This is a genomic window from Oerskovia paurometabola, from assembly GCF_016907365.1.
GTDB lineage: Bacteria > Actinomycetota > Actinomycetes > Actinomycetales > Cellulomonadaceae > Oerskovia > Oerskovia paurometabola.
Window position 1 is genome coordinate 2,800,418 of record NZ_JAFBBV010000001.1, and the last position, 25,613, is coordinate 2,826,030.

Consider the following 25,613-nt stretch of genomic DNA (forward strand, 5'->3'; position numbering starts at 1 on the left):
CATTGTCCGTCATGCCACCGACGTCCCGGTGCACGGTCCGTGCCCGGTGAGTGCCCGGTACGTGCCCGGTGCGCGCCCGCTGTGTGCGTACCACCACGCGAGGCGCAGGTGCAGACACGTCGAGGGGTCCCGTGCCGCCGGCACGGGACCCCTCGACGGAAGGGATCAGCCCTCGGAGCGCTCCGCGCGGTTCACGGCCGAGACGATCGCCTTCAGCGAGGCCGTGGTGATCGACGGGTCGATCCCGACGCCCCACAGCACGTCGTCGCCGACCTGGCACTCGACGTACGCGGCGGCCGTCGCGTCACCGCCCTCCGAGAGCGCGTGCTCGGCGTAGTCCAGGACACGGACCTCGACACCCACCTGCGCGATCGCGTCGACGAACGCCGCGACCGGACCGTTGCCCGAGCCCTCGAGTGTCAGGTGCTCACCACGGTCCAGCACGTCGACCGCCAGGGTGTCCGGGCCGTCCTCCGACGACGCCGCGCGGGTCCCCCGCAGCTTCAGCCGGCCCCACGGCTCCAGGCCCGACTCAGGAGCGACCGGCAGGTACTCGTCCGAGAAGATCCGCCAGATGTCGTCGCCCGTGACCTCCTGGCCCCCGGCGTCCGTGAACGCCTGGACGACGCGCGAGAACTCGATCTGCAGGCGACGCGGCAGGTCCAGGTGGCGCTCGGACTGCAGCAGGTACGAGATACCGCCCTTGCCCGACTGCGAGTTGACGCGGATCACTGCCTCGTACGACCGGCCCACGTCCTTGGGGTCGATCGGCAGGTACGGCACGCCCCAGACCAGGTCGTCGACGCCCTTGCCCGCAGCCTCGGCCTCCGCGGCCATGGCGTCCAGGCCCTTCTTGATCGCGTCCTGGTGCGAGCCCGAGAACGCGGTGAAGACCAGGTCGCCCGCGTACGGGTGACGCTCGTGCACGGCGATCTGGTTGCAGTGCTCGACCGTGCGACGGATACGGTCCATGTCGGAGAAGTCGATCTCCGGGTCGATGCCCTGGCTGAACAGGTTCATGCCGAGCGTCACCAGGCAGACGTTGCCCGTGCGCTCGCCGTTGCCGAACAGGCAGCCCTCGATGCGGTCCGCCCCGGCCTGGTAGCCCAGCTCCGCGGCGGCCACGGCCGTCCCGCGGTCGTTGTGCGGGTGCAGCGACAGGACGACGTTCTCGCGGTGCGCCAGGTGCCGGTTCATCCACTCGATCGAGTCGGCGTAGACGTTGGGCGTCGCCATCTCGACCGTCGCCGGCAGGTTGATGATGACCTTGCGCTCCGGCGTCGGCTCGAAGACCTCGATGACCTCGTTGCAGATCTCCACGGCGAACTCGAGCTCGGTGCCCGTGTAGGACTCGGGCGAGTACTCGTAGAAGACCGTGGTCTCCGGGATGGTCTCCTCGAACTTGCGGCACAGCTTGGCGCCGTTCACCGCGATCGCGATGATTCCCTCACGGTCGGTGCAGAACACGACCTCGCGCTGGAGCCGCGACGTCGAGTTGTACAGGTGCACGATCGCCTGCTTCGCGCCCCGCAGCGACTCGTACGTACGGGCGATCAGGTGCTCGCGGGACTGCGTCAGGACCTGGATCACGACGTCGTCCGGGATGTGCCCCTCCTCGATGAGCAGGCGCACGAAGTCGAAGTCGGTCTGCGAGGCCGACGGGAACCCGACCTCGATCTCCTTGTAGCCCATCTCGACGAGCAGCTGGAACATCTTCAGCTTGCGCTCGGCGTTCATGGGCTCGATCAGCGCCTGGTTGCCGTCGCGCAGGTCGACCGCGCACCAGCGCGGGGCCTTCTCGATGCGCCTGTCCGGCCACGTCCGGTCCGGCAGCGACACGTCGAACTGCTCGTGGAACGGCTCGTACTTGTGCACGGGCATGCCGGACGGCTGCTGTGCGGAGCGGGTGCTGGTCTGGGGGGTCTGCGCCGTGGTGCTCATCATGTCCTTCGCGATCTCTTCGTCGGTGCTGTTCAGCCGGCACACCAGACCACCGCGACGAGGATGCGGCCTAGAGGGCCTCGTCGCGGCAACGAAGGAGGAGCAGCTGAGTCACGTGCACGCTGCCACTGTACTCCCGTCCGGGGCGATGGTCCGGGACGTCCCGGTGGACGACACGCGCGAGGCGGGCCGACGACGCCACGAGAGCGACGCCGTCGGCCCGCCTCAGAGCGGGACCAGACGAACCAGCGACGCCACGAGAGCGACGCCGTCGGCCCGCCTCAGAGCGGGACCAGACGAACCAGCGACGCCACGAGAGCGACGCCGTCGGCCCGCCTCAGAGCGGGACCAGACGAACCAGCGACGCCACGAGAGCGACGCCGTCGGCCCGCCTCAGAGCGCGGCCCCGCCTGGTCAGGGCCGGTCAGCGGCCGCGCGAACGCAGGGCGGCGTCGACCGCAGGGTCGCCCAGGTTGCCGAGCCACTCGAGCAGCGCGGGGTACGTCGACGGGTTGGCCGCGACCTGGGGGCGCAGGTGCGGGGCCTCCTGGACGATCTGCGCGAGCACCTCGAGCGGCGTGGACGGGTCCAGTGCCTGAGCGGCGCTGAACCCGACCGGCTGCGGGTCCTGGTACGGGGGCAGGACCGCCGTGTCACCCACGGACTGTGCCGCGTAACCCGGTCGCGCCGCGTAGCCCGAACGCTCGGGGACGACCGGCTGCACGGGGTGCGACGACGAGCCCCCCTGCGCCGGCAGGACCTGGGTCGGCTGGTACTGCTCGACCGGGCGGGAAGGCTGCGGCTGCGGGTCCTGACGGACCGGCTGCGTCGGCTCCTGGGTCGGCTGGTAGCGGACCTGTTGCACGGGCTGCGCCGACTGGGGCTGCTGAGGCTGCTGAGGCTGCTGAGGCTGCTGGGCAGACTGCACGGGCTGGGCCGACTGTGCCGGAGCGCGGACAGGTGTCGGACGCGACGGGGCCGCGACCTGGTCGGGCTCGTGCTCGCCGGCCTCTGGGCCGTACCCGTCCGGGCCCGTCGCGTAGCTGCCGCTGCCGTACGGACCCGCGACCGGCTCCTGCGCGGGCTTGGGACGAGCCGGGCGCGGCGCGGGCGGCTGCCAGACGTACGCGCTCGGCGCGGCGTCGGCCCCGACGAGCGACGACGGGCGGTTCTCCGCGAAGTGCGTCCGGACCTCGGCCGGCACCGTGAGCGCGAAGACCACGATGAGCGGCAGCCCGTACGCCAGCAGGAGCAGCGTCGTGCCGAAGCCTGCCCCGGGCTGGTTCGTCGCGACGATGAGGAGCACGATGCCGAGGATCGCGACGACGCCTGCCGCGCCGAGCGCGAGCGTCCGCCCGGCCACGGCGTCGCGGGCGAGCGAGCGACGAGCCACGAGCGCGGCGCCCGCAGCGAGGAGCCCGAACACGATCGACAGGATGAGGACCGACCCGCTCGCGCCGTTCGCGAGCGTGAAGACACCGGTCAGCGCGGTTCCGAGGGCGACGACGACGACGAGGTCGAGCGTGTTCACCGCGACGGCGACCCACGTCGAGACGGGCGACTGCGAGGAGGTGGTCCGCGCGAGCGCGGGCGACGAGGCGACCGCCGCAGCGGCGGGGACGAGCAGCAGGCCGAACTGCCCGAGCGCGAACGAGTCGAAGCTGACCAGCAGGTTGCTGGTGTTCAGGACGAAGAGGACCACGAGCGCGATCCCCAGACCGACGAGCACGAGGCGCCAGGCCTCGTCGCGGCGCAGGATCCCCCACACGGGCCACCCGACGAGCGCCACGGTCACGGCGCCGGCGACGAGGAACCGGAGCAGCAGCAGGGCGGACACGCCGAGGGAGAAGGTGAGCAGGAACGCGATCAGCGCACCGACGACCGCCACGCCCGCGACGACGGTCAGGACCAGCGTCCAGACGCGCGAGGCTGCCCTGTCCTGCTCGACCGGGCCGAGCTCGGCCTGGCGCGGCTGGGCCGCGAGGAACGCCCCCGCGAGTCCGAGCGAGAGAGCGGTCCCGATGCCGCCCCAGCCGTTGTCGGCCGACCGGTTGACCAGGTCCAGGACGACGTAGACCGCCGCCAGGAGCACGTACGGGGCGTTCGCGACGAGACGCGCGAGGCGGGTCGTGTGCACCGTCCACGTCGTGGGCAGCGCACCGGTCCGTGCCAGGTACGGCAGCGCGAGCGAGAGCAACGAGACGACCGTGACGAGGATGACCTCGATCTTGTCCGACGCCTTGTGCCCGACGTCCCACGGCATCGTGAGCGAGACGAAGAGCAGCAGGGCCGCCACGCCGTCGCGCACGTAGTCGCTCACGGGGATGCCGGCGAACGGGTTGCTCCCGGCGGCCGCCTCCGGCTTCTGCTCGGCAACGCGCGCCGCCGCCGGGGCCGTACCCGTCGCGGGCGTGTCGGACGACGGAGCCTTCGCGGCCCCGCCGGCCGGAGTCGGTGACTGCTGATCGGGGCCAGGCCCAGGGTCGGTCTCGTTGGTCATCGCGTTCTCCCTACAGATCACCCCGGGCTCGCTGTCGGGCGAGCGCCGGATCAGGCCACGACGGCCCCGTCAGTTTCTACCGGTAGATCACCGATGGCTCAAGTCTCCCACTCTGTGCCTGCGCGACCCACGACCCAGGCGCACGACCTCCGTCCTCGTCACCGCGAACAGCACCCCCTGCGCGGACACGACCTCGTAGTAGTCGCCGTCGAGGGCTCTGCGCCACTCGGTGCGTCCGTCGAACAGGCTCACGGACACGACGCTCGTCGCGGCGCCGTCCGTCCCACCGAGCCCGTCGCCGACGGTCGCGAGCAGCACCGAGTCCCCGTCGGTGAACACCCGGACGACCTCCGCGGGCAACCAGCGCTGCCAGATCTCACGCCCGGTCCGGGACTCGAGCGCGAGCAGCCGCGACCCCGACTCCACCACCACGACGTCGTCGGTCTGGAGCCAGAGCACCTCGGGCCACTCCTCCCGGTGCCAGAGCCGACGGCCCGTGCTCGCGTCGTACCCCGTGAAGCCAGGCATCCGGACCACGACGACCGGGGGAGGTCCGTCATCGGCGACCTGCGGCAGGAACGGTTCACCGGCCATGCTGAACCGCACCCGACCGTCCGCCCCCGTCACGTCGACGCGGTCCTCCCACCCCGTCCGGCGGTCGTCGACCACCCGGGCCGACGAACCTCCAGGGAGGCCGGCTTGCCCCAACCAGCCCCGCGTCCGCATGCCTGCACGCTCGGTGAGCGGGTCGCCGTGCGCGTCGAAGGTCGTCGACGCGCCGCCCGACCGGACCTGCAGCAACCCGCGCGCCGCGACCAGGCCGAGGCCGTCGGGGGGCACCGTCCCCGACGGCGCCCCGTCGATCCCCGTGGCCCCGACGCCGTCCACCCGGTCCTGGTCGACACCGACCGTCCGCACCCTCTCGACGACACCGTCGAGCGCACCCTCCCACGTGACGACCACGCCGTCCGTCGCCCGGACGGCCGTCGCGACCTGACCTCCCGCGAGCGGGACCGCCGCCTCGATCCTGTCCGCCAGCCCACGCGACCCGACGACCCGCCCGGACCGGTCCAGGACCGTCACGAGAAGCGGGAACCCGTCGTCGCCCCGACCGGCGACCGGAGGGGAACCGCGGACCGTGACGCACACGAGGGGCGAACCCACGACGTCCGGGTCGAGGAGGTCGGGCCCGCACGTGGTCGCTCCGGACGGCAGGTCGGCGGCCCACACCTCCTCACCCGTGGTGAGGTCACGGGCGGACAACGTCCCACCCGGGCCGACGACGACGACCTGCCCCTCGACGGCTGCGGGCAGCCCCGCCCCCGTCGACGCCCGCCACACGCTCGCGGGCTCGACCGTGACGGGCCACAACCCTCCCGCCTGTGCCGCCACCCGGGCTGCCCTCGCCCGTTCGAGCACAGCGCCGACCGCGAACGACGCCCCGAGGACGCAGAGCAGGAGGACCGCGCCGAGGATCACGTGGCCGAGCACGCCGCTCCTTCGGCCACGCGGCTCGGGCGACCCGTCGGGCGCACCGTCCGACGCAGGTCCGACGCCGACACGCGACGAGCCGGCTCCCGCATCCCGGGCAGCGGTGCCCCCCGTGCGCGCTCCGGCGCTCCCCCGCCTGGGCCCGGTCGCGACCGACGGCTCCGCGTCGAAGTCGTCGTCGAGCTCGGCCACCTCGACCAGCTCGACGGCGTGGGCATCGTGCTCACGACGTCGTGGAGCCACCTCTCCACGGTAGTCCCGATACGCCGACCGGGTGGAGCGAGGGGCCCGTCAGCCGATGCCCAGCAGCGTGCCGTCGTCGGTCGCGACGACGAGCGTCCCACGCACGCCGACCCCCCACGCGGCGGAGTCCTCGAGGTCGCTCGACCACAGCTCCTGCCCGGAGTCCACGGAGACCGCCGTGACCCGGGTCCCGCCCGTCGCGCTCGGTCCCATGAGGTACAGGTCCGTCCCGTCGGTGTGCGCCGACGTATAGGTCAGGACCTCGGAGGACTCCCACAACCGTTCCCCGGAGCCCAGGTCCACCGCCCACAGCCGACCTGCCCTCGACAGGATCCCGACATCGCCCACCTGGGCGACCGGGGCGGCGACCCCGTCGATGCTCCACCGGGTCCGTCCGGTCGCCGGGTCGAGCGCTGTCGTGCGCGGCCGCTCGATGTTCCCGGACTCGTCCATCACACCGCCGCCCTCGGTGACGAAGAACGCCGCCGTCGGCCCTCCGTCCGTCGCGGTGAACTCCTGGACGGTGCCCCGGGTGCGGAAGAGCTCCGCCCCGTGACGGTCCAGGACCGTCGAGCCCCCGTCGGGGTGCTGGACGAGGGCGAGCCCGTCCCGCAGGGGGATGGTCCACGACTCCTCGGCCTCGTCCACGGTCCGGCCGTCCGCGTCCAGGGTCACCAGACGGCCTGCGACCGCGACCATGAGCACCGAGCCGCCGTCCTGCAGTCCCAGGTACTCCCCCTCCGGGCTGCTCCCACGCTCCTGGGCGATCTCCCGCGACCAGCGCAGCTCTCCCGTGGCCCGGTCCTCCAGGTCGACCACCACGTGTCCGTCGTCCCCCCACCTGACCGAGGCGATGCCGTCGTCGAAGAAGGCGGCACCCTGCGTCTCCTCGCCGAACGTGCGGGTGCCCGTGACCTCTCCGGTCGCGGCGACCATGACGTCGACGCGCACCGGGAACGACTGCTCGAACGTCGCCCCGACGGTCGGGACCGACCGGAGCTCGAACGTCGTGCAGACCAGCGGGTCCTCCTGCACCTCCCACGTGCCCGTACCCGTGCACGCGGTCGTGACCTTCGCCGTGTCCGACGCGGGCCGGGGCGCGCCGCGCCACAGCTCCCGACCTGTCGTCGGGTCGTAGCCGACCACCGGGCTCCCTTGCACGACGAGCGTCCCGTCCACCACGGCGGGTGACAACCACCATCCCGTCGGGGAATCCTCGTCGCCCGAGCCGGTCGGCTCGATCCGCCACAGGACGCCCACCTCCGGGCCCAGGGGCCGAATCCCGCCGGCCGCGATCACCCGATCGACGCGGGCAGACTCGTTCATCTCGCCACGGACGACCCCTCCGACGACGAGGAGGGCGACGACGGACACCCCTGCCCCGACGAAGAGGCGAGACCTGCGCGACCACGGTCGACGGGCAAGCCGCTCGTCGACCTGCGGCTCGGCACCGGAGAGGACCTGCGGCACCGGGCCGTCGGCCGGCCCCTGGACGGACGCCCCGCCGTCGGGCACCGCGCCGCGCGACCGCGGGCCGGACGGGCCCTGCTCGGCCAGGTCCTCGTCGGCGTCCTCGATCGCGAAGACGCGCACGCTCGACCTCGCCGTGCCCCGCGGACGTCGTCCCATGGGACGACCCTAAGCGTCGACGACCGGGAAGTCAGATGCCGAGCTGGTACACACCCCAGTACGCGAGCGTCACGAGCAGGATCGTCGACCCCGCGACGGTCGCCCACAACGTCGTGCGGGCGCCGACGCCGGTCGCAGGCCGGACCACCACGCCCCCCTCCGGGGAGGCGTCGACCGTCTTGCGGGCCGTCCGGAGGTCGGACAGACGGTTGATGATGAACGCCGCGGCCACGACGGTCGCCAGCCCCAGGAGACGGACGGCGACCCACCCGCCCTGGACCACCCACGCGTCCGTCCGGTAGTCGAGGGCCAGCCGCGCGACCGAGACCAGGTAGACGACGAGACCGATCATGGTCGCGACCGACCCGGTCGCCAGACCCACGAGCGGCCACCGCAGTCCCGGCGCGAGCCGCCCGGCCGCGTGCGGCGTACGGCGCAGCCTGCGCACCGACCCCGTCACGAGCCACACGAGCGGCCCCACGACGAGCAGCACGCCACCCACGATCACGAACCCGATGACGATGTCGCCGTTGCCGTACCACCGGGGGTTGGGCACGGCCGAGGCCAGGTAGAGCTGGTTCGGCTGGCCGCCCGCCACGGTCGGCGGGGCACCGGCGGTGCCCACGAGTCCCTGGACCCACGCCGAGACGTCGCGCGCGAACTCCGGCACGAGGACGTCGTCGATCTTGATGCCGTGGTTCGCGCCCTCGTAGTAGCGCACGGTCACGTCATGGTTCCCGTTCGCCCCCGCCTCCGCGATGATGCGCAGCGCGCCCTGCTCGATCGGCATCGACGGGTCCGCCGTGCCGTAGACCACGAGGGTCGGCACGTCGAGGCGCGAGAGGTAGGGCGTGACGTCGAAGTCCGCGTACTCGAACCCTCCCCCGGGCATCTCCATGCCGACGGCGCGCGGGATCGCGCGGAACACCCCCTGCGGCACGCCCGTGTTGCGCAGGTAGGAGTCGACGGCGAAGCCCGCCTGCTGGCGTGGCGGCACCACGGGCGCGGAGACCATGACCAGGAAGGACACGTCGGGGTCCTGGTCCACCAGGACGGGCGCGATCCACGTCCCCTCGGACTCGGCGTACAACCCCACCTTGTCCGGGTCGACCGAGGGCCTGGTCCGCAGCAGGTCGACCGAGTGCTCGTAGTCCCGGGCCATGTCGACGTAGTCGCGGTGCCGGGTCGTGTACGTGTCGAGCCGCTTCGAGGGCACGAGCGTCACGACTCCCGCGCTCGCCATGTCGGTCGCGACGTCGACGAACGCCTCGTCGGCCGCCCCCGTGCCCGCGCCGTGCAGGAACACCACTCCCGGGCGCCCTTCCGGGGCGTCGACCGGCTCGCGCACGATCCCCTCGACGCTCGTGCCGTCGAGCCTGACGACGACCGGGGTCTCCCGGACCTCGTAGGTCCCCACGGGCTGGACGTCGGGCCCCTGCCCGCCGATCGTCGTGTCGGAGGTGGTGGGCTCGAGGTGGTCGGTGACCGGGACCGGGGACCACTGGGGTCCGGTCACGGCCCCGACCAGGGCGAGCCCGATCGCGAGGGCGGCGCTCGTCGCCGCGGTACGGAAGATCACGACAGGATCGTCTCGCGCGAGGAGGGCCGTCCGCCCTGGGGACGGCCCGACGACGGACGGGGGTGCACCCTAGAACCCGAGCCGGCGCAGCTGCTTGGGGTCACGCTGCCAGTCCTTGGCGACCTTGACGTGCAAGTCGAGGTACACGCGCGCACCGAGCAGCGCCTCGATGCCCTTGCGGGCCTCGGTCCCGACGTGACGCAGACGCGAACCGCCACGCCCGATGATGATCGCCTTCTGGCTGTCGCGCTCCACGAAGAGGTTGACCCGCACGTCCAGGAGCGGGGGCCTGCCCGTCTCCGGGTTGCCGGACCCCTCGCGCGGCACGATCTCGTCGACGACCACGGCGAGGCTGTGCGGCAGCTCGTCGCGCACGCCCTCCAGGGCCGCCTCGCGGACGAGCTCGGCGACCATCACGGCCTCGGGCTCGTCGGTCAGCTCGCCACCGGGGTACAGCTCGGGGCCCGGCGGCAGGTGCTTGACCAGCACCTCCTCCAAGGTCTCGACCTGGAAGCCGTCCTTCGCCGAGACCGGCACGATGTCCTGCCACTCGCCGAGCTGGTCGACCGCGAGCAGGTGCTTCGTGAGGGTCTCGCGGTCCACCAGGTCCGCCTTGGTCACGACCGCGACGACCGGGGTCGGGCGCCGCCCCTTGGTCAGGTCCGCGAGCTGGGCCGCGATGTACTTGTCGCCCGGCCCCACCTTCTGGTCCGCCGGGAGGCAGAACGCGATGACGTCGACCTGCGCGAGGGTCTCGCGGACCAGGTCGTTGAGCCGCTCACCGAGGAGCGTGCGCGGACGGTGCAGCCCGGGCGTGTCCACGAGGATGAGCTGCGCGTCGGGGCGGTGCACGATGCCGCGGATCGTGTGGCGGGTCGTCTGCGGTCGCCCGGAGGTGATCGCGACCTTCTGCCCGACCAGGGCGTTCGTGAGCGTGGACTTGCCCGCGTTGGGCCGTCCGACGAAGCACGCGAAGCCGGCCTTGTGCTCTGCTGCTGCGTGGTCGTTCTGGGTCACCGGTGTGCTTCTCTCTCGTTCGACTCGCCCGCTCGACGCGGGGTGTCACTGGTCCGCCCGGCACGCTCCGCGTGCTGGGGGGTCGTCTGGTGGTCTCGGTGGCCGCGCTCGCGCGGCTCGGTGCGCTCGGGGGTGCCCGCGTCCGGTGAGGGCTCGGGATCGCCAGCGCTCTCCCGGTCGGTGGCCGCAGCGCTCACGAGCACGGTCGCGAGCTGCTTGCGGCGCCCCTCGACGCGTTCGCCGGTCATGTGCACGCCCTGGGCCTCGGCGGTCGATCCGGGGAGCGGGACCTTGCCGAGCGCCTTGGAGAGCAGGCCCCCGACGGTGTCCACGTCGTCGTCCTCGATGTCGAGCTCGAACAGCTCGCCGAGCTCGTCGAGCGGCAGGCGGGCCGGGACGCGGAAGGTCCCGTCGCCCAGGTCCTCGACCTCGGGGCCCGACCTGTCGTGCTCGTCGGTGAGCTCGCCCACGATCTCCTCGAGCGCGTCCTCGATCGTCACGAGACCGGCCACGCCGCCGTACTCGTCGACCACCATCGCGATGTGCGAGGCCGAGGCCTGCATCTCGCGCAGGAGGTCGTCGACGGGCTTGGACTCGGGCACGAAGATCGCCGGGCGGGCGACGTCCGCGACGCGGCGCGACGCGGCCTCGGGCGAGCCGTGCACGACCTTGACGACGTCCTTGAAGTAGACGACGCCCACGAGGTCGTCGACCGACGTCCCCGTGACCGGCAGGCGCGAGAACCCGGAGCGCAGGAAGAGGGCCAGCGCCTTGGACAGGGGCGTCGAGGCCGGCGTCGTGATCATGTCGGTGCGGGGCACCATGACCTCGCGCGTGAGGGTGTCGCCGAGCTCGAAGACGGAGCGGATCATCTCGCGCTCCTCCTCCTCGATGATCTCGGACTCGTTCACACGGTCGACCATGTCCTGCAGCTCGCGCTCGTGCGGCCCGTCGGTGTCGTCCTTCGAGGCGGTGACACGCACCAGCCAGCCCGTCAGGGCGACCGCGGGGGTCAGGACCCCCGACAGGGCCACGAGCACGCGCACCGGGTGCTGACGTCCGAGCGCACGCGGGGCGACCCGGGCGAAGCCCAGCGCGACCAGGACCGCGAAGAGCGACGCGGCGAGCAACGCCTGCCACCAGTCGTCGAGCCAGGCCAGGACGAGCAACGTCACGCAGGTCGCCGCGAGCATCTCGGCGACGACGCGCAGGAACGCGAGCGAGGCCGCGGTGTGCGGCGGGTCCTCGGTCAGCGCCTGGACGCGACGGACCCGGACCACGCGCGGCGGGAGGGGTCCGGCAGATCCGCCGTTGTGCCCGCCGGTGACGGCAGCCTCGGCCTCCGCTGCCGCCTCGCCCACGGCCGCGCGCGTGACGCGCATGACGGCCGCCTCCCCGGCGCCGAGCGCCCCCGCGAGGACGACCCCCACGACCGCGAGGACGAGCAGCAGCGCGACGGGGACCTCGGTCATCGGCTGGCGAGGAACGTCAGGAGCAGCTTGCGCTGCAGCGCGAACATCTCCTTCTCCTCCTCGGGCTCGGCGTGGTCGTAGCCGAGCAGGTGGAGGATGCCGTGCGTCGTGAGCAGGAGCATCTCCTCGGCCGTCGAGTGACCCGCCGTCACCGCCTGCTGCGCGGCGACCTCGGGGCACAGCACGATGTCGCCCAGCTCGCCCGCGGGGGTCACGTCGCCGTCGCGACCGGGACGCAGCTCGTCCATCGGGAACGACAGGACGTCCGTGGGGCCGGGCTCGTCCATCCAGCGCACGTGCAGCTCGGCCATGACGTCCGACTCGACGAACCGGATGCCGAGCTCGCTCTGGGGGTGGACGTGCATCGCGTCCAGGACGTAGCGCGCGAGGGCCGCGAACTCCGCCTCGTCGACCTCGTAGCCGGACTCGTTGTTGATCTCGACGCTCATCAGCGTGCCCCTTGCTCTCGTGGGTCTCGTGGGTCTCGTGGTCGCTCGCGGCGGGCCGTCCCGCCCCGAGCACCGCCGTGCGCACGGCCGCCGCCGTCACGGGCGGGCCGTGCGGTGCTCACGTCCCAGCGTGCGTACGCGTCGATGATGTCGCTCACGAGCCGGTGCCGCACGACGTCCGTGGAGGTCAGGCGGCAGAACTCGACGTCGTCGACCCCGGTCAGGACGTCCTCGATGACCCGCAGCCCGGACGGGGTGCCCCCGGGCAGGTCGACCTGCGTCACGTCCCCCGTGATGACCATCTTGGAACCGAACCCGAGGCGTGTGAGGAACATCTTCATCTGCTCGGTCGAGGTGTTCTGCGCCTCGTCGAGGATGATGAACGCGTCGTTGAGCGTGCGACCGCGCATGTAAGCCAGCGGAGCGACCTCGATGGTCCCGGCCTCGATGAGCTTGGGGATCGACTCGGGGTCGATCATGTCGTGCAGCGCGTCGTACAGCGGGCGCAGGTAGGGGTCGATCTTCTCCGACAGCGAGCCGGGCAGGAACCCGAGCCGCTCCCCCGCCTCGACGGCGGGCCGGGTCAGGACGATGCGGCTGACCTGCTTGGCCTGGAGGGCCTGGACGGCCTTGGCCATCGCGAGGTACGTCTTGCCCGTCCCGGCGGGGCCGATCCCGAACGTCACGGTGCTCGCGTCGATCGCGTCGACGTAGCGCTTCTGCCCGACCGTCTTGGGCCGGATGGTCCGGCCACGGCTCGAGAGGATGTTGAACGTCAGGACCTCGGCCGGGCGGGCCGCGGTCGCCGCGGTGAGCATCGCGACGGAGCGGGTCACGACGTCGGGCGTCAGGCGAGTGCCGGACTCGACGACCTCGACGAGCTCGTCGAGCAGCCGGGAGGCGAGCGCGACGTCGCCGACGGGGCCCGTCACGGCGATCTCGTTGCCGCGTGCGTGGACGTCGATCGTGGGGAACCCCGACTCGATCGCCCGCAGGACCACGTCACCGCTGCCGAGGAGGTCGACCATGGGCACGTGGGACGGCACGACGATGCGGTGCTCTACCCGGGTACCGGCGGGGTGCGCGGCTGCTGCCTCCGCGTCGACGGTCCCGTTCGGCCGGACGGCGCGGGCGCGCTCCTGATCACGAGGAGGACCTCCGAGGCCGTGCGACGCCGGGCCGGTCGGTGGGGGTGGTGTCGAAGATGGCATGAGCCGGCTTGCGCCGAGGCACTCCTTCTGCAGGTCTGGTGGTTCGTGGTGCGTCCATGATATCGAGCACGCCCGCCCGGGTCAGGGCGAATACCGGCGGCCCGGCGGCTCGACGGACGAGCGTCGGCCGGCACGCGGCGGTCAGGCCGGGTTCCACCCCAGCGCGGTGCCTCCGATGACGTGCCCGTGGACGTGGAACACGCTTTGCCCTGCGCGCGGCCCCGAGTTGAAGATGAGCCGGAACTGTCCGTCGGCCTGCTCGCTCGCGATCTCGTCGGCCAGCGCCACGACCCCCGCGAGGAGGTCTGGGTCGGCGGCGGCGAGCTGTGCGATGTCGCCGTGGTGCGCGCGCGGCACCACGAGCACGTGCAGCGGGGCCTGCGGGTTGATGTCCTTGAACGCCACGGCCTGGTCCGTGGTCGCCACGATCGTCGCGGGGATCTCACCTGCGACGATCTTGCAGAACAGGCAGTCCGGGTCGGTCGGGCGAGCGGTGTCGTTGCTGGTCATGACGGCAGGCTACCCCCGGCTCGTCTGCGCGGCCCGGGGGCGGGACGGGCGCCGCGACCGCGCGCCGGGTCACTGCTCGTCGTCCGTGCCGCCCCACCGGCCGAGCCGCTGGACGAGCATCGCGATCGCGACCGGGCCAGCGGTCGAGGTCCGCAGCACGTGCGGGCCGAGGCGCGCGGTGCGCGCACCGGCGCCGGTCAGCGCCTCGACCTCCTTCTCGGAGATGCCGCCCTCCGGCCCGACGACGACGAGCACCTCGGGCGCTCGTCCCGCCGCGGCCACGTCCTGGGACGCGGGGACCGGCAGGGCCACCTCGGCGAGCGGGACGAACGCCTCCTCGTGCAGCACGATCACCGCGCCGCCGGCCTCGACGACCTGACGGGTGCGCTCGACCAGCCCGCGCGTGTCGATCGCGAGGTCGACCCGGGGAAGGCGGGCGCGCCGCGCCTGCTTGGTCGCAGCGCGCACGGTCGCGAGCCAGCGGGCACGCGACTTGGCTGCACGGTCCCCGCGCCACACGACGATCGAGCGCTCGGCCTGCCACGGCACCACGGCGTCGGCCCCGACCTCGGTCGCGGCCTCGATCGCCATCTCGTCGCGGTCGCCCTTCGCGAGGGCCTGGACCAGCGTCACGACGACGTCGGGTGCGGGCTCCTCGACGACCTCGTCGACGCGCAGGCGGACCCCGGAGGGCTCGACCCCCTCGATGGTGCACCGCAGGCGAAGGCCCTCGCCGTCGACGACGTCGACCGCCTCCCCGACACCGCGCCGCTGCACGACGCCCGCATGACGCCCCTCGGCGCCGTCGAGCACGTAGAGCGATCCCGCGGGGAAGCCCGCGAGGCCGCTCGCGGCCCCGCTCTCAAGCGAGCTGCTCGCCTCCGCGAGGAAGACCGGCGCGCTCACGCTCAGCGTCCCGAGAGCTTGTCGCGCAGCCGGGAGAAGACCCCCGGGTGCGCGGCGGACAGGCGCGGGTCGGGCCGCTCCTCGCCGCGAGCCTTCGCGAGCGAGCGCAGCAGCTCCTCCTGCTCCTCGTCGAGGCCCGTCGGGACCTGGACCTCGACGTGCACGTTGAGGTCGCCCCGGCCGCCGGTGTGCAGGTGGCCGACGCCGAGGTTCTTGAGCGTCACGATCTGACCGGGCTGCGTCCCGGGGCGCAGGTCGATCTCCTGCGGGCCGTCCAGGGTCTCGAGCTCGAGGACCGTGCCGAGGGCCGCAGCCGTCATGGGCACCTGGAGCGTGCAGTGCAGGTCGTCGCCGCGGCGCACGAAGACCTCGTGGTTGCGCTCGCGGATCTCGACGTACAGGTCGCCCGCGGGACCGCCCGCGGGGCCGACCTCGCCCTGCGACGTGAGCTTGATGCGGGTGCCGGTGTCCACGCCCGCAGGGACGTTGACGGTCAGGGTGCGACGGCTGCGCACGCGCCCTTCGCCCGCGCACTCGGCGCACGGCTCGGGGATCACGGTGCCGAAGCCCTGGCACGCGGCACAGGGGGCGGTCGTCATGACCTGGCCGAGGAACGAACGCGCCACACGCTGGACGGTGCCGCGGCCGTTGCACACGTCGCACGTGCGGGGCGACGTGCCGGGTCGACAGCACGAGCCCGAACAGGTGCCGCAGATCACCGCGGTGTCGACCTGGAGCTCGCGGCGCGCCCCGAAGGTCGCCTCCGAGAGGTCGATGTCGAGACGCACGAGGGCGTCCTGGCCACGACGGGCACGCGGGATGGGGCCGGTCTGCGCCTGGCCTCCCCCGAAGAACGTCTCGAAGATGTCCTGGAAGCCGAACCCTCCGCCCATGCCGCCGCCGGCGGCCGACGGGTCCGAGCCGAGGTCGTACTGCTGGCGCTTGTCCGGGCTGGACAGCACCTCGTAGGCGCGGGACACGTCCTTGAACTTGTCCTCGGCGGCCTCGCCCGCGACGTCAGGGTGCAGCTCACGGGCCAGCTTGCGGTAGGCCTTCTTGATCTGGTCCTGGCTCGCGTCCCGGGGCACGCCCAGGATCTCGTAGTAGTCGCTCACAGGTCACTCTCTACTAGCGCACGCCGATCCAGGACCGGCGACTTCCGACAACACCGTGCGGTGACGACCAGGGTCCGAGGACCAGGTCGAGCACCCGCCGGCGCAAGAACCGAACTCATGTGGTCAGGACGCGCGACAGGTACCGCGCGACCGCGCGGACCGAGGCGATCGTCCCGGGGTAGTCCATGCGGGTCGGTCCGATCGAGCCGATCAACGCGACCGAGTCTCCCTCGTTACCGTATCCGCTCGTCACGACCGACGTTTCGACGAGCCCTTCGAGCTGCGTCTCGTGACCGATGCGCACGCTCACCCCGGACTCCGCGGCCATCTCCGTCAACAACCCGAGCAGCACGACTTGTTCCTCGAGCGCCTCGAGGACGGGGCGCAGCGCGTGCTCGAACCTCATGCCGACCCGGGCCAGGTTGGCGGTGCCGGCGAGCACGATGCGCTCCTCCGACTCCTCGGACAGCGTCTCCTCGACGAGCAGCGCGAGCGAGCGCGCGAGGTCCCTGTCCTCGGGGCGGAACTCCTCCGCGACGTCGGCGAAGCCCTTGCCGAGCTCAGCGAGACGCTTGCCGGCCGCGACGGCGTTGAGCCGCGAGCGCAGCTCGGCGAGCGTGGCCTCGTCCGGTGCCTGGGCGACCTCGAGGGTGCGCTGCTCGACGCGGCCCGTGTCCGTGATGATGACCACGAGCAGGCGCCGGTCGCCCACCGGGACGAGCTCGAGGTGCCGCAGGCCCGACCGGCGCAGCGACGGGTACTGCACCACGGCGACCTGGCCCGTGAGCTGGGCGAGGAGACGCCCCGCCCGGGCGACCACGTCGTCGAGGTCCACGGCCTCCGACAGGAACGTCTCGATCGCCCGCCGCTCGGGCGAGGACAGGGGCTTGACCGTCGAGAGCTTGTCCACGAACAGGCGGTAGCCCTTGTCCGTGGGGATGCGCCCGGCCGAGGTGTGGGGCTGGGCGATGTAGCCGTCCTCCTCGAGGGCGGCCATGTCGTTGCGGATCGTGGCCGGGGACACGCCCAGGCGGTGGCGCTCGGCCAGGACGCGGGATCCCACCGGCTCCCTCGTCAGGACGTAGTCCTCGACGATCGCACGCAGCACGTCGAGCCGTCGTTCCTCGCTCATGACCACCTCCTGCCGATCGTCGCGCGTTCTCGCACTCTCCACCGTCGAGTGCTAATTCTACGCGGTCGCCGGAGGCGCGGGGTGCGACGTGCACAGGGTCCTCACGGGGTCTTCCCTCCGCCGGCTCGGACGCGACCGCACCCGACGACGCAGCCCGCGCCCCGCCGTCGGGCCCTGGGCGCTCGCCGGGCCTCACCGCGCCGGGCCTCACCGCGCCGGGCCTCACCGCGCCGTCCACGCCGCGCCGTCCACGCCGCGCCGTCCACGCCGCACCGGACGGCGGCGCTCACAGAGCGGACGTCACCTTGCCCTCGGGCGCTGCCTGCGCGTGCCGCGCCCGCAGGTCGACGACCGCGACCACGAGCGAGACCGCGACCAGGGCGACCGTGATGAGCATCGCGGTGCTCGCCGCGACGGCTCCCGTCGAGCCGCCCGCCTTGAGCGAGTAGTACGTCGAGAGGACCACGGCGATGCCCATGGCCGATCCCACGCGCTGCCCGAGCTGGAGCATGCTGCCCGCGACTCCCGCGAGCTCGACCGGGACGCGGGCCAGGGTCAAGGTCTGGTTCGGGGAGATGACGGTCCCGCTGCCGATCCCGGTGATCATCATGGTCAGGGCGATGCCCCAGCCTGCGACCGACGAGTCGTCCCCCGTGGCGCGGATCGCGAGGATCACGCCACCGAGCCCGACGAGCACCACCACGAGGCCCGCGACCACGAGCGGCCGGCCCCAGCGCGCGACCCCGCGACCCGCGAGCCACGACGCCACGCCCGACGCGATCGCGAACGGCATCCCGATGAGCCCCGCGTGCAGCGGCGTGAAGTGCAGGTCGTTCTGCAGGTAGAGCGTCGCGACGAGGAAGATCCCCGTGAACCCCGCGAAGTACGTGATGCCGAGCAGCGTGCCGTTGCGGAACGACGTGAGCGACAGGACCCGCGGGTCCAGGACCGGGGCGCCCGTGGTCCGCTGGTAGCGCCGCTCCCAGAACACCGCAGCGACGACCGCGACCGCCCCGAGCGCGAGCCACCACCAGCGCCCGGGGTCGTCGTCCTGGCCCGACGTCGTGACGAACGGCAGCATGACCGCGACCGTCGCGACCGCGATGAGGACGAGGCCCACGGGGTCGAGCCTGCGCGGGCCGGGCCTGCGCGCCGTCACGGGCAGGAACCTGATCGCGAGGGGCAGCACGACCGCGATGATCGGGACGTTGATCCCGAAGATCCAGCGCCACCCGTTCTCCTCGCCTGCGACCTGGAGGATCAGCCCGCCCAGGAGGGGCCCGAGCGCGGTCGAGACGCCGATCGTCGCACCGAACATGCCGAACGCCTTGCCGCGCTCGTACCCCGAGAACATCTGCTGGATGAGCCCGATGACCTGCGGGTTGAGCATGCCCGCACTCACGCCCTGCAGGAGCCGGGCGATCGCGAGCCACTCGTCGTTCGGCGCCAGGCCCGCCGCGAGGCTCGTGAGCGCGAAGCCCACGAGGCCGACGATGAACAACGTCCGACGCCCGCCCGCGTCCCCCAGGCGACCGGACGGGACGAGCGCGAGACCGAACGCGAGGGTGTAGCCGGCGACGATGAGCTGCAGCTCGGTCGGGCCCGCGTCGAGCGCCTTCTCGATCGACGGGAGGGCGACGTTGACGATCGACACGTCGAGCATGGTGATGAAACCGACCGCGAGGCACAGCCCCAGGACGCGCCACCGCTGGGCGTCGGGCGTGGCCGGGCCGTTCGAAGTGCTCACCGGCCAGTCGTACCACGGTGCGTGGGCCCGCACCCGGCGAGCGGCCCGCGAGGGGCGGTCCCGTGGCGCCCGGGTCCACGACCTCGCGGGTCGCCGCGCGCCCCTTCCGGGCGCACGGGCGACCACCGCCTAGGGTGAGTCGGGTGAGCTTCGATCGCTACGGTTCCGACGTCCTGTCCAGCGCGACCCCCGCCCCGGTCCCCCACCGCCGGCGACCTGTGTCCCGCCCTCAGCCCGCCGAGCGCGGCCTCGTCGTCGAGGACGTCGAGACCGGCTGGGTCGGCGCCGTGGTGCGCGTCGAGAAGTCCGGCGGCATGCACGTCGTCGTCCTCGAGGACCGAGCAGGTCGCACGCGCACCTTCCCCCTCGGCCCGGGCTTCTGGGTCGACGGCGAGCCCGTCGAGCTGACCGCCCCGGTGACCTCGACGGCGCCCGTCGCCCCGACGCGCACCGCGTCGGGCTCGCGGGCGGTCGCGAACGTCCGGGCGCGCGTCGCGCGCGGCAGCCGCATCTGGGTCGAGGGCAAGCACGACGCCGAGCTCGTGGAGAAGGTCTGGGGCGACGACCTGCGCATCGAGGGGGTCGTGGTCGAGCTGCTCGACGGCGTCGACAACCTCGCCGAGGCGCTCAAGGACTTCGGCCCGACGGCGGAGCGCAAGGTGGGCGTGCTCGTCGACCACCTGGTCCCCGGTAGCAAGGAGACGCGCCTGGTCGCGGAGGCCCTGCGGGGCGTGCGCCCCGGCACCGTCATGGTCCTGGGCCACCCCTACGTCGACGTGTGGCAGGCCGTTCGGCCCGAGCGCGTGGGACTCGACGTGTGGCCCGTGATCGAGCGTGGCACCGAGTGGAAGCGCGGCATCCTGCGCGAGCTCGGCTGGCCGGCGGCCGAGCAGGCCGACGTCGCCCGCGGCTGGCAGCGCATCCTCGGGACCGTGCGCACCTACGCCGACCTCGAACCGTCGCTGCTCGGCCGTGTCGAGGAGCTCATCGACTTCGTGACGGCCGACTGAGGCCCCGCGTCCGGGACGACGTACCGAGGGCGCGTCCTGGGTCTCCCCCAGGACGCGCCCTCTGCGGCTCGTCGGCCTACTTCACGATCTTCACGTCGACCGGGTAGCTGGTCGGACGGCCGTTGCTGACGGCCTGGAACGCGATGATGCTGAACACGAGCGACGTCACCCAGACGCCGAAGACCACCAGTCCGGACAGGAAGCCCGGGAGCACCCAGTTCGCGGCGAGCAGGACGAGGGCCACGGGGATCTGGAAGTTGAGCGCCTTCTTGGCCTCGACGTCCACGACGTGGCTGCGCTCGCGGAAGACGAGCCAGATCACGAGCGGTGCGAGGAACCCGAGGATCCCACCCAGGAGGTGGGACAGGCTCGCCCACGTCTTGGTGTCGGCAGGCGAGAGAGGGGAAGCCGGGGCCCCCTGGTAGCCCGGCGGCGGGTACTGGCCCTGGGGTGGGTACTGGCCCTGCTGGCCCGCGGGAGGGCCGTACGAGGCCTGCTGACCTGCCCATCCCTGCTGGCCGGGCTGGCCGGGTTGCCCAGGCTGGGCTCCTGGCGTGCCGTGCTGGTCCGTCGGGGGCACGTACTGCCCGTAGTCGGGGACCTGGTCGGAAGGGTTCTGGCTGCTCATCGGGGCCTCTCTACGGACGGACCGGACCGTTCAGGACGGACCGGGCGCCTCACGCTAGCCGGTCCGGCGCACCCGCGGCCACCGTGCCCGTCACCCGACCGAACCGGTTCACCCGGCAGACACCCGGCGCTCGCCCGTGGGCAGACGACGACGGGCCGTCCCGCCCCCGAGATGGGGGTGCGGCACGGCCCGTCGTCGGGAACGGTGCGAGGTCAGACGGGCTGCTCGTCCACCAGACGCCGGTAGGCGTAGGCGACCGCGATGTACGACAGCGGGATCGTGACCAGTAGGCCGACGAAGCAGACCAGGAATCCCAGGATGTTGATCCCGAAGAGCGCCAGGAGCAGCAGGAAGACCGACCCGAAGTTCTTCGCGACGAGCGACCAGCTGGACTTGATCGCGGTGATCGCGTCCTGCTCCTTGTCGAGGGTGAAGTAGTAGACGAACGCCGAGAAGATCGCGACCGCGATCCCGGGCAGGATGCACAGGATCGTGCCGATGATCGTCATGACGGCCACGAGGAAGGCGGCCAGCAGGACGTTGCCGACGTTGGCGATCCGGAAGAACGCCGAGACGTCGGGCTTGCGGCCCTGGGTCTCGTCCAGAGCGCCTCGGGAGTAGAACGCGGCGATCAGGTAGCTGATGATCACGCCGATGATCGTCAGCAGGACGCCGACGAAGCTCAGCCCCAGCGCCTCGGCCATGTTCGTGTCCGAGAACCCGTCGGTGCGGTAGTCGGTGAACCGGTCGAACCCGCCCGAGATCCAGTTGAAGACCGCATTGATCACCAGGAAGATCAAGGCCGCGAGGATCCACGGCCACGGGTTGGCCCAGAACTTCTTCCACCCGAAACCGATCGCGTCACCCACCGAGAACGGGGCAGCACCCGCGTACGCCGGCTGGCCTGGCGGCGGGTAGGCGCCAGCGGGCGGCGGGTACGCACCTGAGGGCGGCGGGTAGGCGCCAGCGGGCGGCGGGTACGGAGGCTGCTGGCCGCCGGCGGGAGCGCCGTAGGGCTCTGCCGGGGGCGGGGTCGGGGCGCCGTACGGCGGCGCGGCCGGAGGACCTGGCTGCGCCGGCGGGGTCGGCTGGGCGGGTGGCGTGGGCTGAGCCGGTGGCGTCGGCTGGGCGGGCGGCTGGGTGGGCGGCTGCGTCGGCGGCGTCACCGGGGGCTGGGCAGGCGGCTGGCTCGGCGGTACCGGATCGGACGGCGGTGGTGCGGCGGCGCCCGGGTCCGGAGTGCTCGCGTACGGGTTCTGGGGCGTCGGCTCGTTCTCTTCCGGCGGCGGCCCGCCTGCGGTGTTGTCGCTCATCGTGATCCCTCGGGTCGGCGGGGTGCGGCAAGCCACACTGTGAACGGACTGTGACGATCGAACATTTCACAGATCACCCTCCACGATGGGGCGTTCGGTCCATTCCCGCCACAGGAAGCGCAGCCCACAGGAAGCGCGGCCCGCGCGAAGCGCCGCCCGTCGGCGCCCCCGCGGCGTCAGGAACCGCGGAGCGCGGCCGCCTGCGTGAGACCGCCCGCGACGACCCCCGCGTAGAGCGAGGCGCCCTCGCCCGTGGGGTGCACGCCGTCGGGCCCGAGGAGCGCAGGCTGAGCCCCGACCGCGCCGCTCCAGTCCGCGACCACGACGTTCCCCCAGCGCTGGGACGCGCCGACGAGCTCGGCGTTCGTGACGGGCACCCAGGACCTGTCGGCGTACCCCGTGACGAGCACGACCGTGTGGTCGGGGCCGATCGCGGCGAGGACCCTGTCCATCATCGCGGCGTCCACCGTGCTGTTGGTCCCGAGCGAGAGGACGACGTACGGCCGGAGGTTTCCCGCCGCGCGGACGGCGTCGACGAGACCGACGGCGTCCTTCATCTGGCGGGCCACGGCGCCGTCGATCAGCACGCCGGGGAGCGAGGTGGTCAGGGCCGGTGCGCTCGCGAGCGTGACCGAGTCGCCGATGATCGTGACCTGGTCGCCGGGCGGGGGCGTCGGGGCGACGGCCGGGGCCGGCGCTTGCGGCGCGGCAGGCTCTGCGGGCACCGGGGCCACCTCCGGGGCCGGTTCCGCCGCGGCGGCGCCACCGGGCTGCTGGGTCTGCGCGGCGACCTCCTGTCCCGCGCGGATCTGCGCCTCGAGAGACGACGTCGCGGGGGCACGCACGAAGCCCGTGACCGCGAGCCCGACGACGACCACGACGCCACCGACCGTGAGCCACCCGCGGACGGGCAACGGGTTGCGACCCGATGCGCCCCGTCGGAGCCACGCCACCACGGTTCGCACGTAGCCGCCCAGACCACGCCCCATGACGGGGCGCTCGACGTACCGGTAGGACAGCGCCGCAGCACCGAACGTCACGACGGTCGCGGCGAGCGCGACCCACGGGCCGGGGCTCGCGTACAGCCCACCGCCCCCGGCGAGCGCGGCGGCCAGGACGAAGACCGGCCAGTGCCACAGGTACAGGCCGTACGAGCGCGCGCCCACCCAGCCCACCGGCCCCCGGTCCAGATGCTTGCCGAGGCCCGGTGCGTGCAGCACGAGGTTGACGACCCCCGCCGTCGCGAGCGACACGGCGAAGAGGCCGCCCCGGTAGGTGAAGCCGTCGTCCCACGGCATCCAGAACATTGCCGCGACCAGGACGACCGCGCCCGCGATCCCCGTGGCGGCGACGAACAGGGTTCCCTTGCGCGTCGTGGTCCGCGGCGACTCCCGGACGAGGGTGGGGCGTCCGGTGCGCAGGTGCCAGAAGGCCAGGAACGCACCGATCATCAGCCCGAACAGGTGGGTGTCGGTACCGAAGTAGACCCGTGTCGGGTCCGTGCCGGGTGAGTAGAGGAACGCCATCGCGACGGCCGATCCCCCGGCCAGCACGCCCGCCAGGACCAGTGCCCTGCGCCGCGTGATCCGCAGCGCGAGCACGGCGAGGACCACGAGCGGCCACACCAGGTAGAACTGCTCCTCGACCGCGAGCGACCACAGGTTCGCGAAGATCTGCGGTGCCAGCCCCCCGGAGTACGTGCTGCCCTGGGCGATGTAGACCCAGTTGCTCGTGAACGTGGCCGCTCCCGCCACCTGCGCCCCGATCCCCACCAGGAGATCACCCCCGACGAGCCCCGCGGCAGCCGTGCACACCAGGACGACCAGGCCCAGCGCCGGCAGGAGCCTGCGGGCTCGCCGGACCCAGAACCGGGACAAGGACACGGCCCGCCGGGCACGGAACTCCCGGACCAGGAGCGTCGTGATGAGGAACCCGGAGAGCACGAAGAAGATGTCGACGCCCACGTACCCGCCGGGCAGGACCTGGGGGGCGAAGTGGAAGACCATGACCGAGAGCACGGCCAGCGCGCGCAGCCCGTCGAGCCCGGCGATCCGCCGGTACCGGACCGTCGGTCGCACCGGTCGCGACGGGCGGTGGCCGTCGGGGGCCGGTGGGTTCTGCGGCGGGGGCCCGACGAGGGACCTGTCCGGCGAGTCGAGGTCGAGGTCGGCAGGTCGCAGTCGCTGCCACACGTCGACGCGGTCGGTCGAGGTCCTGGCCGCTCCGGCCTGCGCCCGAGCCGACTGTCCTACCGTCGTCACCCGTCAGTCAGCTCCCGTACCACCGTGTCCGCCAGCAGCCGCCCTCGCAGGGTCAGGACCCCGCGGCCACGGATCGCCGCCTTGCCGTCGAGGAGGCCTGCCGCGACCATGCCGGCCACGTTGCGCCGACCCACCTCGGTAAGGACGCTCAGGTCCAGTCCTTCTCGCAGGCGCACGCCGAGCATGACGCGCTCGAGATGGGCCTCGGCCACCGTCAGGAGCTCCCGGCCGGCCGCCGGGCTGCTGCCCGCCTCGAGCAACGCCGCATAGCGCCGCGGGTGCTTCACGTTCCACCATCGCACGCCCTCGCGGCCGCCCGACGCAGGCTGGGCCGAGTCGTCGGCCGAGTCGTCGGACGCGTCCTGGAGATCCTCGGAGAGCCCCTCGGGGGCCGCCGAGCCACCTGTACGGTTCGATGCTCCGCCGATGTACGAGTGCGCCCCGGGGCCGATCCCCCACCAGTCCTCACCGCGCCAGTACGCCAGGTTGTGGCGGCACACGAACGCGGGGTCCGCCCCGACGTCCCCGGGGGCACCGTCGCCCTCAGCCCGCCTCGCCCAGTTGCTGACCTCGTACCACTCGAGCCCGGCCGCGGTGAGCAGCTCGTCCGCGAGCTCGTACTTCTCGGCCTGGTCGTCCTCGCTCGGCAACGAGATGTCCCCACGTCGCACCTGCGCGGCCATCTTCGTCCCCTGCTCGACCACGAGCGCGTACGCCGACACGTGATCGACACCGGTCGCGAGCGCTGCCTCGAGGCTCGTGCGCCAGTCGTCGATGCTCTCGCCGGGGGTCCCGTAGATCAGGTCGAGGGACACCGCGAGGCCCGCGTCGCGCGCCCAGCGCACCACGTCAGGGATGCGCCGCGGGTCGTGGGTCCGTTCGAGCGTCGCGAGCACGCGGGGCACGGCCGACTGCATCCCGAACGACACCCTCGTGAAACCCGCCTCCGCGAGCTCGGCGAGCGACTCGGGGGTCACCGAGTCGGGGTTCGCCTCGGTCGTGACCTCGGCGCCCGGCGCCAGGCCCCACGCCTCGCGCACGCCCGCGAGCATGCGCCCCAGGTCGCCGGCCGGCAGCAGCGTCGGGGTGCCGCCGCCCACGAACACGGTCGAGACCGGGCGCGACGCCAGCCCGGCGCGGTCCATGACCCGGGCCGCCAGGTCGATCTCGCGCAGCGCCGTGTCCGCGTAGGAGGCCTGGCTCGCACCGCCGCCCAGCTCGGAGGCCGTGTAGGTGTTGAAGTCGCAGTAACCGCAGCGCACGGTGCAGAACGGCACGTGCAGGTACACGCCGAAGTCACGACCCGCGTGGTCGTCCGCCCCCGCACCAGGAACCGCACCCACCCACGCGGGGAGAGCGCCGTCGTCGGGCACGGGGATGCCGTCCGGGAGAGCCGGACTCATGCCCGCCCCCCGGACGCCGCGGAGCGCGCGGCCCCCGGCACATCGAGGACCACGCG

The 25,613-nt window shown here is 72.8% G+C and carries 19 protein-coding genes; 1 reads left to right on the forward strand and 18 read right to left on the reverse strand.

Annotated elements, in window-relative coordinates; translation table 11 throughout:
* Positions 1-165 precede the first annotated feature (165 nt).
* The 14 genes from leuA to JOD48_RS12785 form a co-directional block, all read right to left on the reverse strand.
* Positions 166-1,941: a 2-isopropylmalate synthase gene (leuA, locus tag JOD48_RS12720; RefSeq protein ID WP_372440738.1), complete on the reverse strand. Its 1,776-nt coding sequence runs from the start codon at positions 1,939-1,941 to the stop codon at positions 166-168.
* Positions 1,942-2,365: 424 nt separating this feature from the next.
* Positions 2,366-4,441 carry a DUF7937 domain-containing protein gene (locus JOD48_RS12725; RefSeq protein ID WP_204809418.1) on the reverse strand — a complete coding sequence of 692 codons (2,076 nt, stop codon included), beginning with the start codon at positions 4,439-4,441 and terminating at the stop codon, positions 2,366-2,368.
* Between the two features lie 87 nt (positions 4,442-4,528).
* Positions 4,529-6,175, reverse strand: a complete 1,647-nt coding sequence (locus JOD48_RS20175) for an outer membrane protein assembly factor BamB family protein (protein ID WP_204809420.1) — start codon at positions 6,173-6,175, stop codon at positions 4,529-4,531.
* A gap of 48 nt (positions 6,176-6,223) precedes the next feature.
* Positions 6,224-7,804 (reverse strand): outer membrane protein assembly factor BamB family protein, encoded by a 1,581-nt coding sequence (locus JOD48_RS12735; protein ID WP_204809422.1) that lies wholly within the window; start codon positions 7,802-7,804, stop codon positions 6,224-6,226.
* 31 nt (positions 7,805-7,835) lie between these two features.
* Complete coding sequence (locus JOD48_RS12740) at positions 7,836-9,383, reverse strand: alpha/beta hydrolase family protein (protein WP_204809424.1); 1,548 nt, start codon at positions 9,381-9,383, stop codon at positions 7,836-7,838.
* 69 nt (positions 9,384-9,452) lie between these two features.
* Positions 9,453-10,400 (reverse strand): GTPase Era, encoded by a 948-nt coding sequence (gene era, locus JOD48_RS12745; protein ID WP_204809426.1) that lies wholly within the window; start codon positions 10,398-10,400, stop codon positions 9,453-9,455.
* The gene (locus JOD48_RS12750) at positions 10,397-11,872 is read right to left on the reverse strand and encodes a hemolysin family protein (RefSeq protein WP_191788981.1); all 1,476 of its coding nucleotides are present in this window, start codon (positions 11,870-11,872) and stop codon (positions 10,397-10,399) included. Before JOD48_RS12750 ends, era begins: the two co-directional genes overlap by 4 nt.
* Positions 11,869-12,321 (reverse strand): rRNA maturation RNase YbeY, encoded by a 453-nt coding sequence (gene ybeY / locus JOD48_RS12755; RefSeq protein WP_030151649.1) that lies wholly within the window; start codon positions 12,319-12,321, stop codon positions 11,869-11,871. Before ybeY ends, JOD48_RS12750 begins: the two co-directional genes overlap by 4 nt.
* Complete coding sequence (locus JOD48_RS12760; RefSeq protein WP_204810575.1) at positions 12,321-13,349, reverse strand: PhoH family protein; 1,029 nt, start codon at positions 13,347-13,349, stop codon at positions 12,321-12,323. Before JOD48_RS12760 ends, ybeY begins: the two co-directional genes overlap by 1 nt.
* Positions 13,350-13,673: 324 nt before the next feature.
* Positions 13,674-14,042, reverse strand: coding sequence for a histidine triad nucleotide-binding protein (locus JOD48_RS12765; RefSeq protein ID WP_191788980.1), 369 nt, complete (start codon positions 14,040-14,042; stop codon positions 13,674-13,676).
* Between the two features lie 69 nt (positions 14,043-14,111).
* Positions 14,112-14,948 (reverse strand): 16S rRNA (uracil(1498)-N(3))-methyltransferase, encoded by an 837-nt coding sequence (locus JOD48_RS12770; RefSeq protein WP_191788979.1) that lies wholly within the window; start codon positions 14,946-14,948, stop codon positions 14,112-14,114.
* A gap of 2 nt (positions 14,949-14,950) precedes the next feature.
* Positions 14,951-16,063, reverse strand: a complete 1,113-nt coding sequence (gene dnaJ / locus JOD48_RS12775; RefSeq protein ID WP_191788978.1) for a molecular chaperone DnaJ — start codon at positions 16,061-16,063, stop codon at positions 14,951-14,953.
* 115 nt (positions 16,064-16,178) lie between these two features.
* The gene (hrcA, locus tag JOD48_RS12780) at positions 16,179-17,195 is read right to left on the reverse strand and encodes a heat-inducible transcriptional repressor HrcA (protein WP_191788977.1); all 1,017 of its coding nucleotides are present in this window, start codon (positions 17,193-17,195) and stop codon (positions 16,179-16,181) included.
* Positions 17,196-17,481: 286 nt separating this feature from the next.
* A complete protein-coding gene (locus JOD48_RS12785; RefSeq protein WP_307824132.1) occupies positions 17,482-18,942 on the reverse strand; it encodes an MFS transporter in 1,461 nt (486 codons plus the stop codon).
* 143 nt (positions 18,943-19,085) lie between these two features.
* On the opposite strand from JOD48_RS12785, the gene JOD48_RS12790 reads away from it, so the two are divergent.
* Positions 19,086-19,952 carry a DUF3097 domain-containing protein gene (locus JOD48_RS12790; RefSeq protein ID WP_191788974.1) on the forward strand — a complete coding sequence of 289 codons (867 nt, stop codon included), beginning with the start codon at positions 19,086-19,088 and terminating at the stop codon, positions 19,950-19,952.
* Positions 19,953-20,028: 76 nt separating this feature from the next.
* On the opposite strand, the gene JOD48_RS12795 is transcribed toward JOD48_RS12790, so the two are convergent.
* The 4 genes from JOD48_RS12795 to hemW form a co-directional block, all read right to left on the reverse strand.
* On the reverse strand, positions 20,029-20,580 hold the full coding sequence (locus tag JOD48_RS12795; RefSeq protein WP_191788973.1) for a DUF4870 domain-containing protein: 552 nt from the start codon (positions 20,578-20,580) through the stop codon (positions 20,029-20,031).
* Positions 20,581-20,792: 212 nt separating this feature from the next.
* Positions 20,793-21,893, reverse strand: coding sequence for a DUF2189 domain-containing protein (locus tag JOD48_RS12800; protein WP_204809428.1), 1,101 nt, complete (start codon positions 21,891-21,893; stop codon positions 20,793-20,795).
* Positions 21,894-22,069: 176 nt separating this feature from the next.
* Entirely contained in the window at positions 22,070-24,154 is a 2,085-nt protein-coding gene (locus JOD48_RS12805) for an acyltransferase family protein (RefSeq protein ID WP_204809430.1), read from the reverse strand.
* Entirely contained in the window at positions 24,151-25,557 is a 1,407-nt protein-coding gene (gene hemW, locus JOD48_RS12810) for a radical SAM family heme chaperone HemW (RefSeq protein ID WP_204809432.1), read from the reverse strand. The genes JOD48_RS12805 and hemW overlap by 4 nt, the downstream gene beginning before the upstream one ends.
* Between the last annotated feature and the right edge of the window lie 56 nt (positions 25,558-25,613).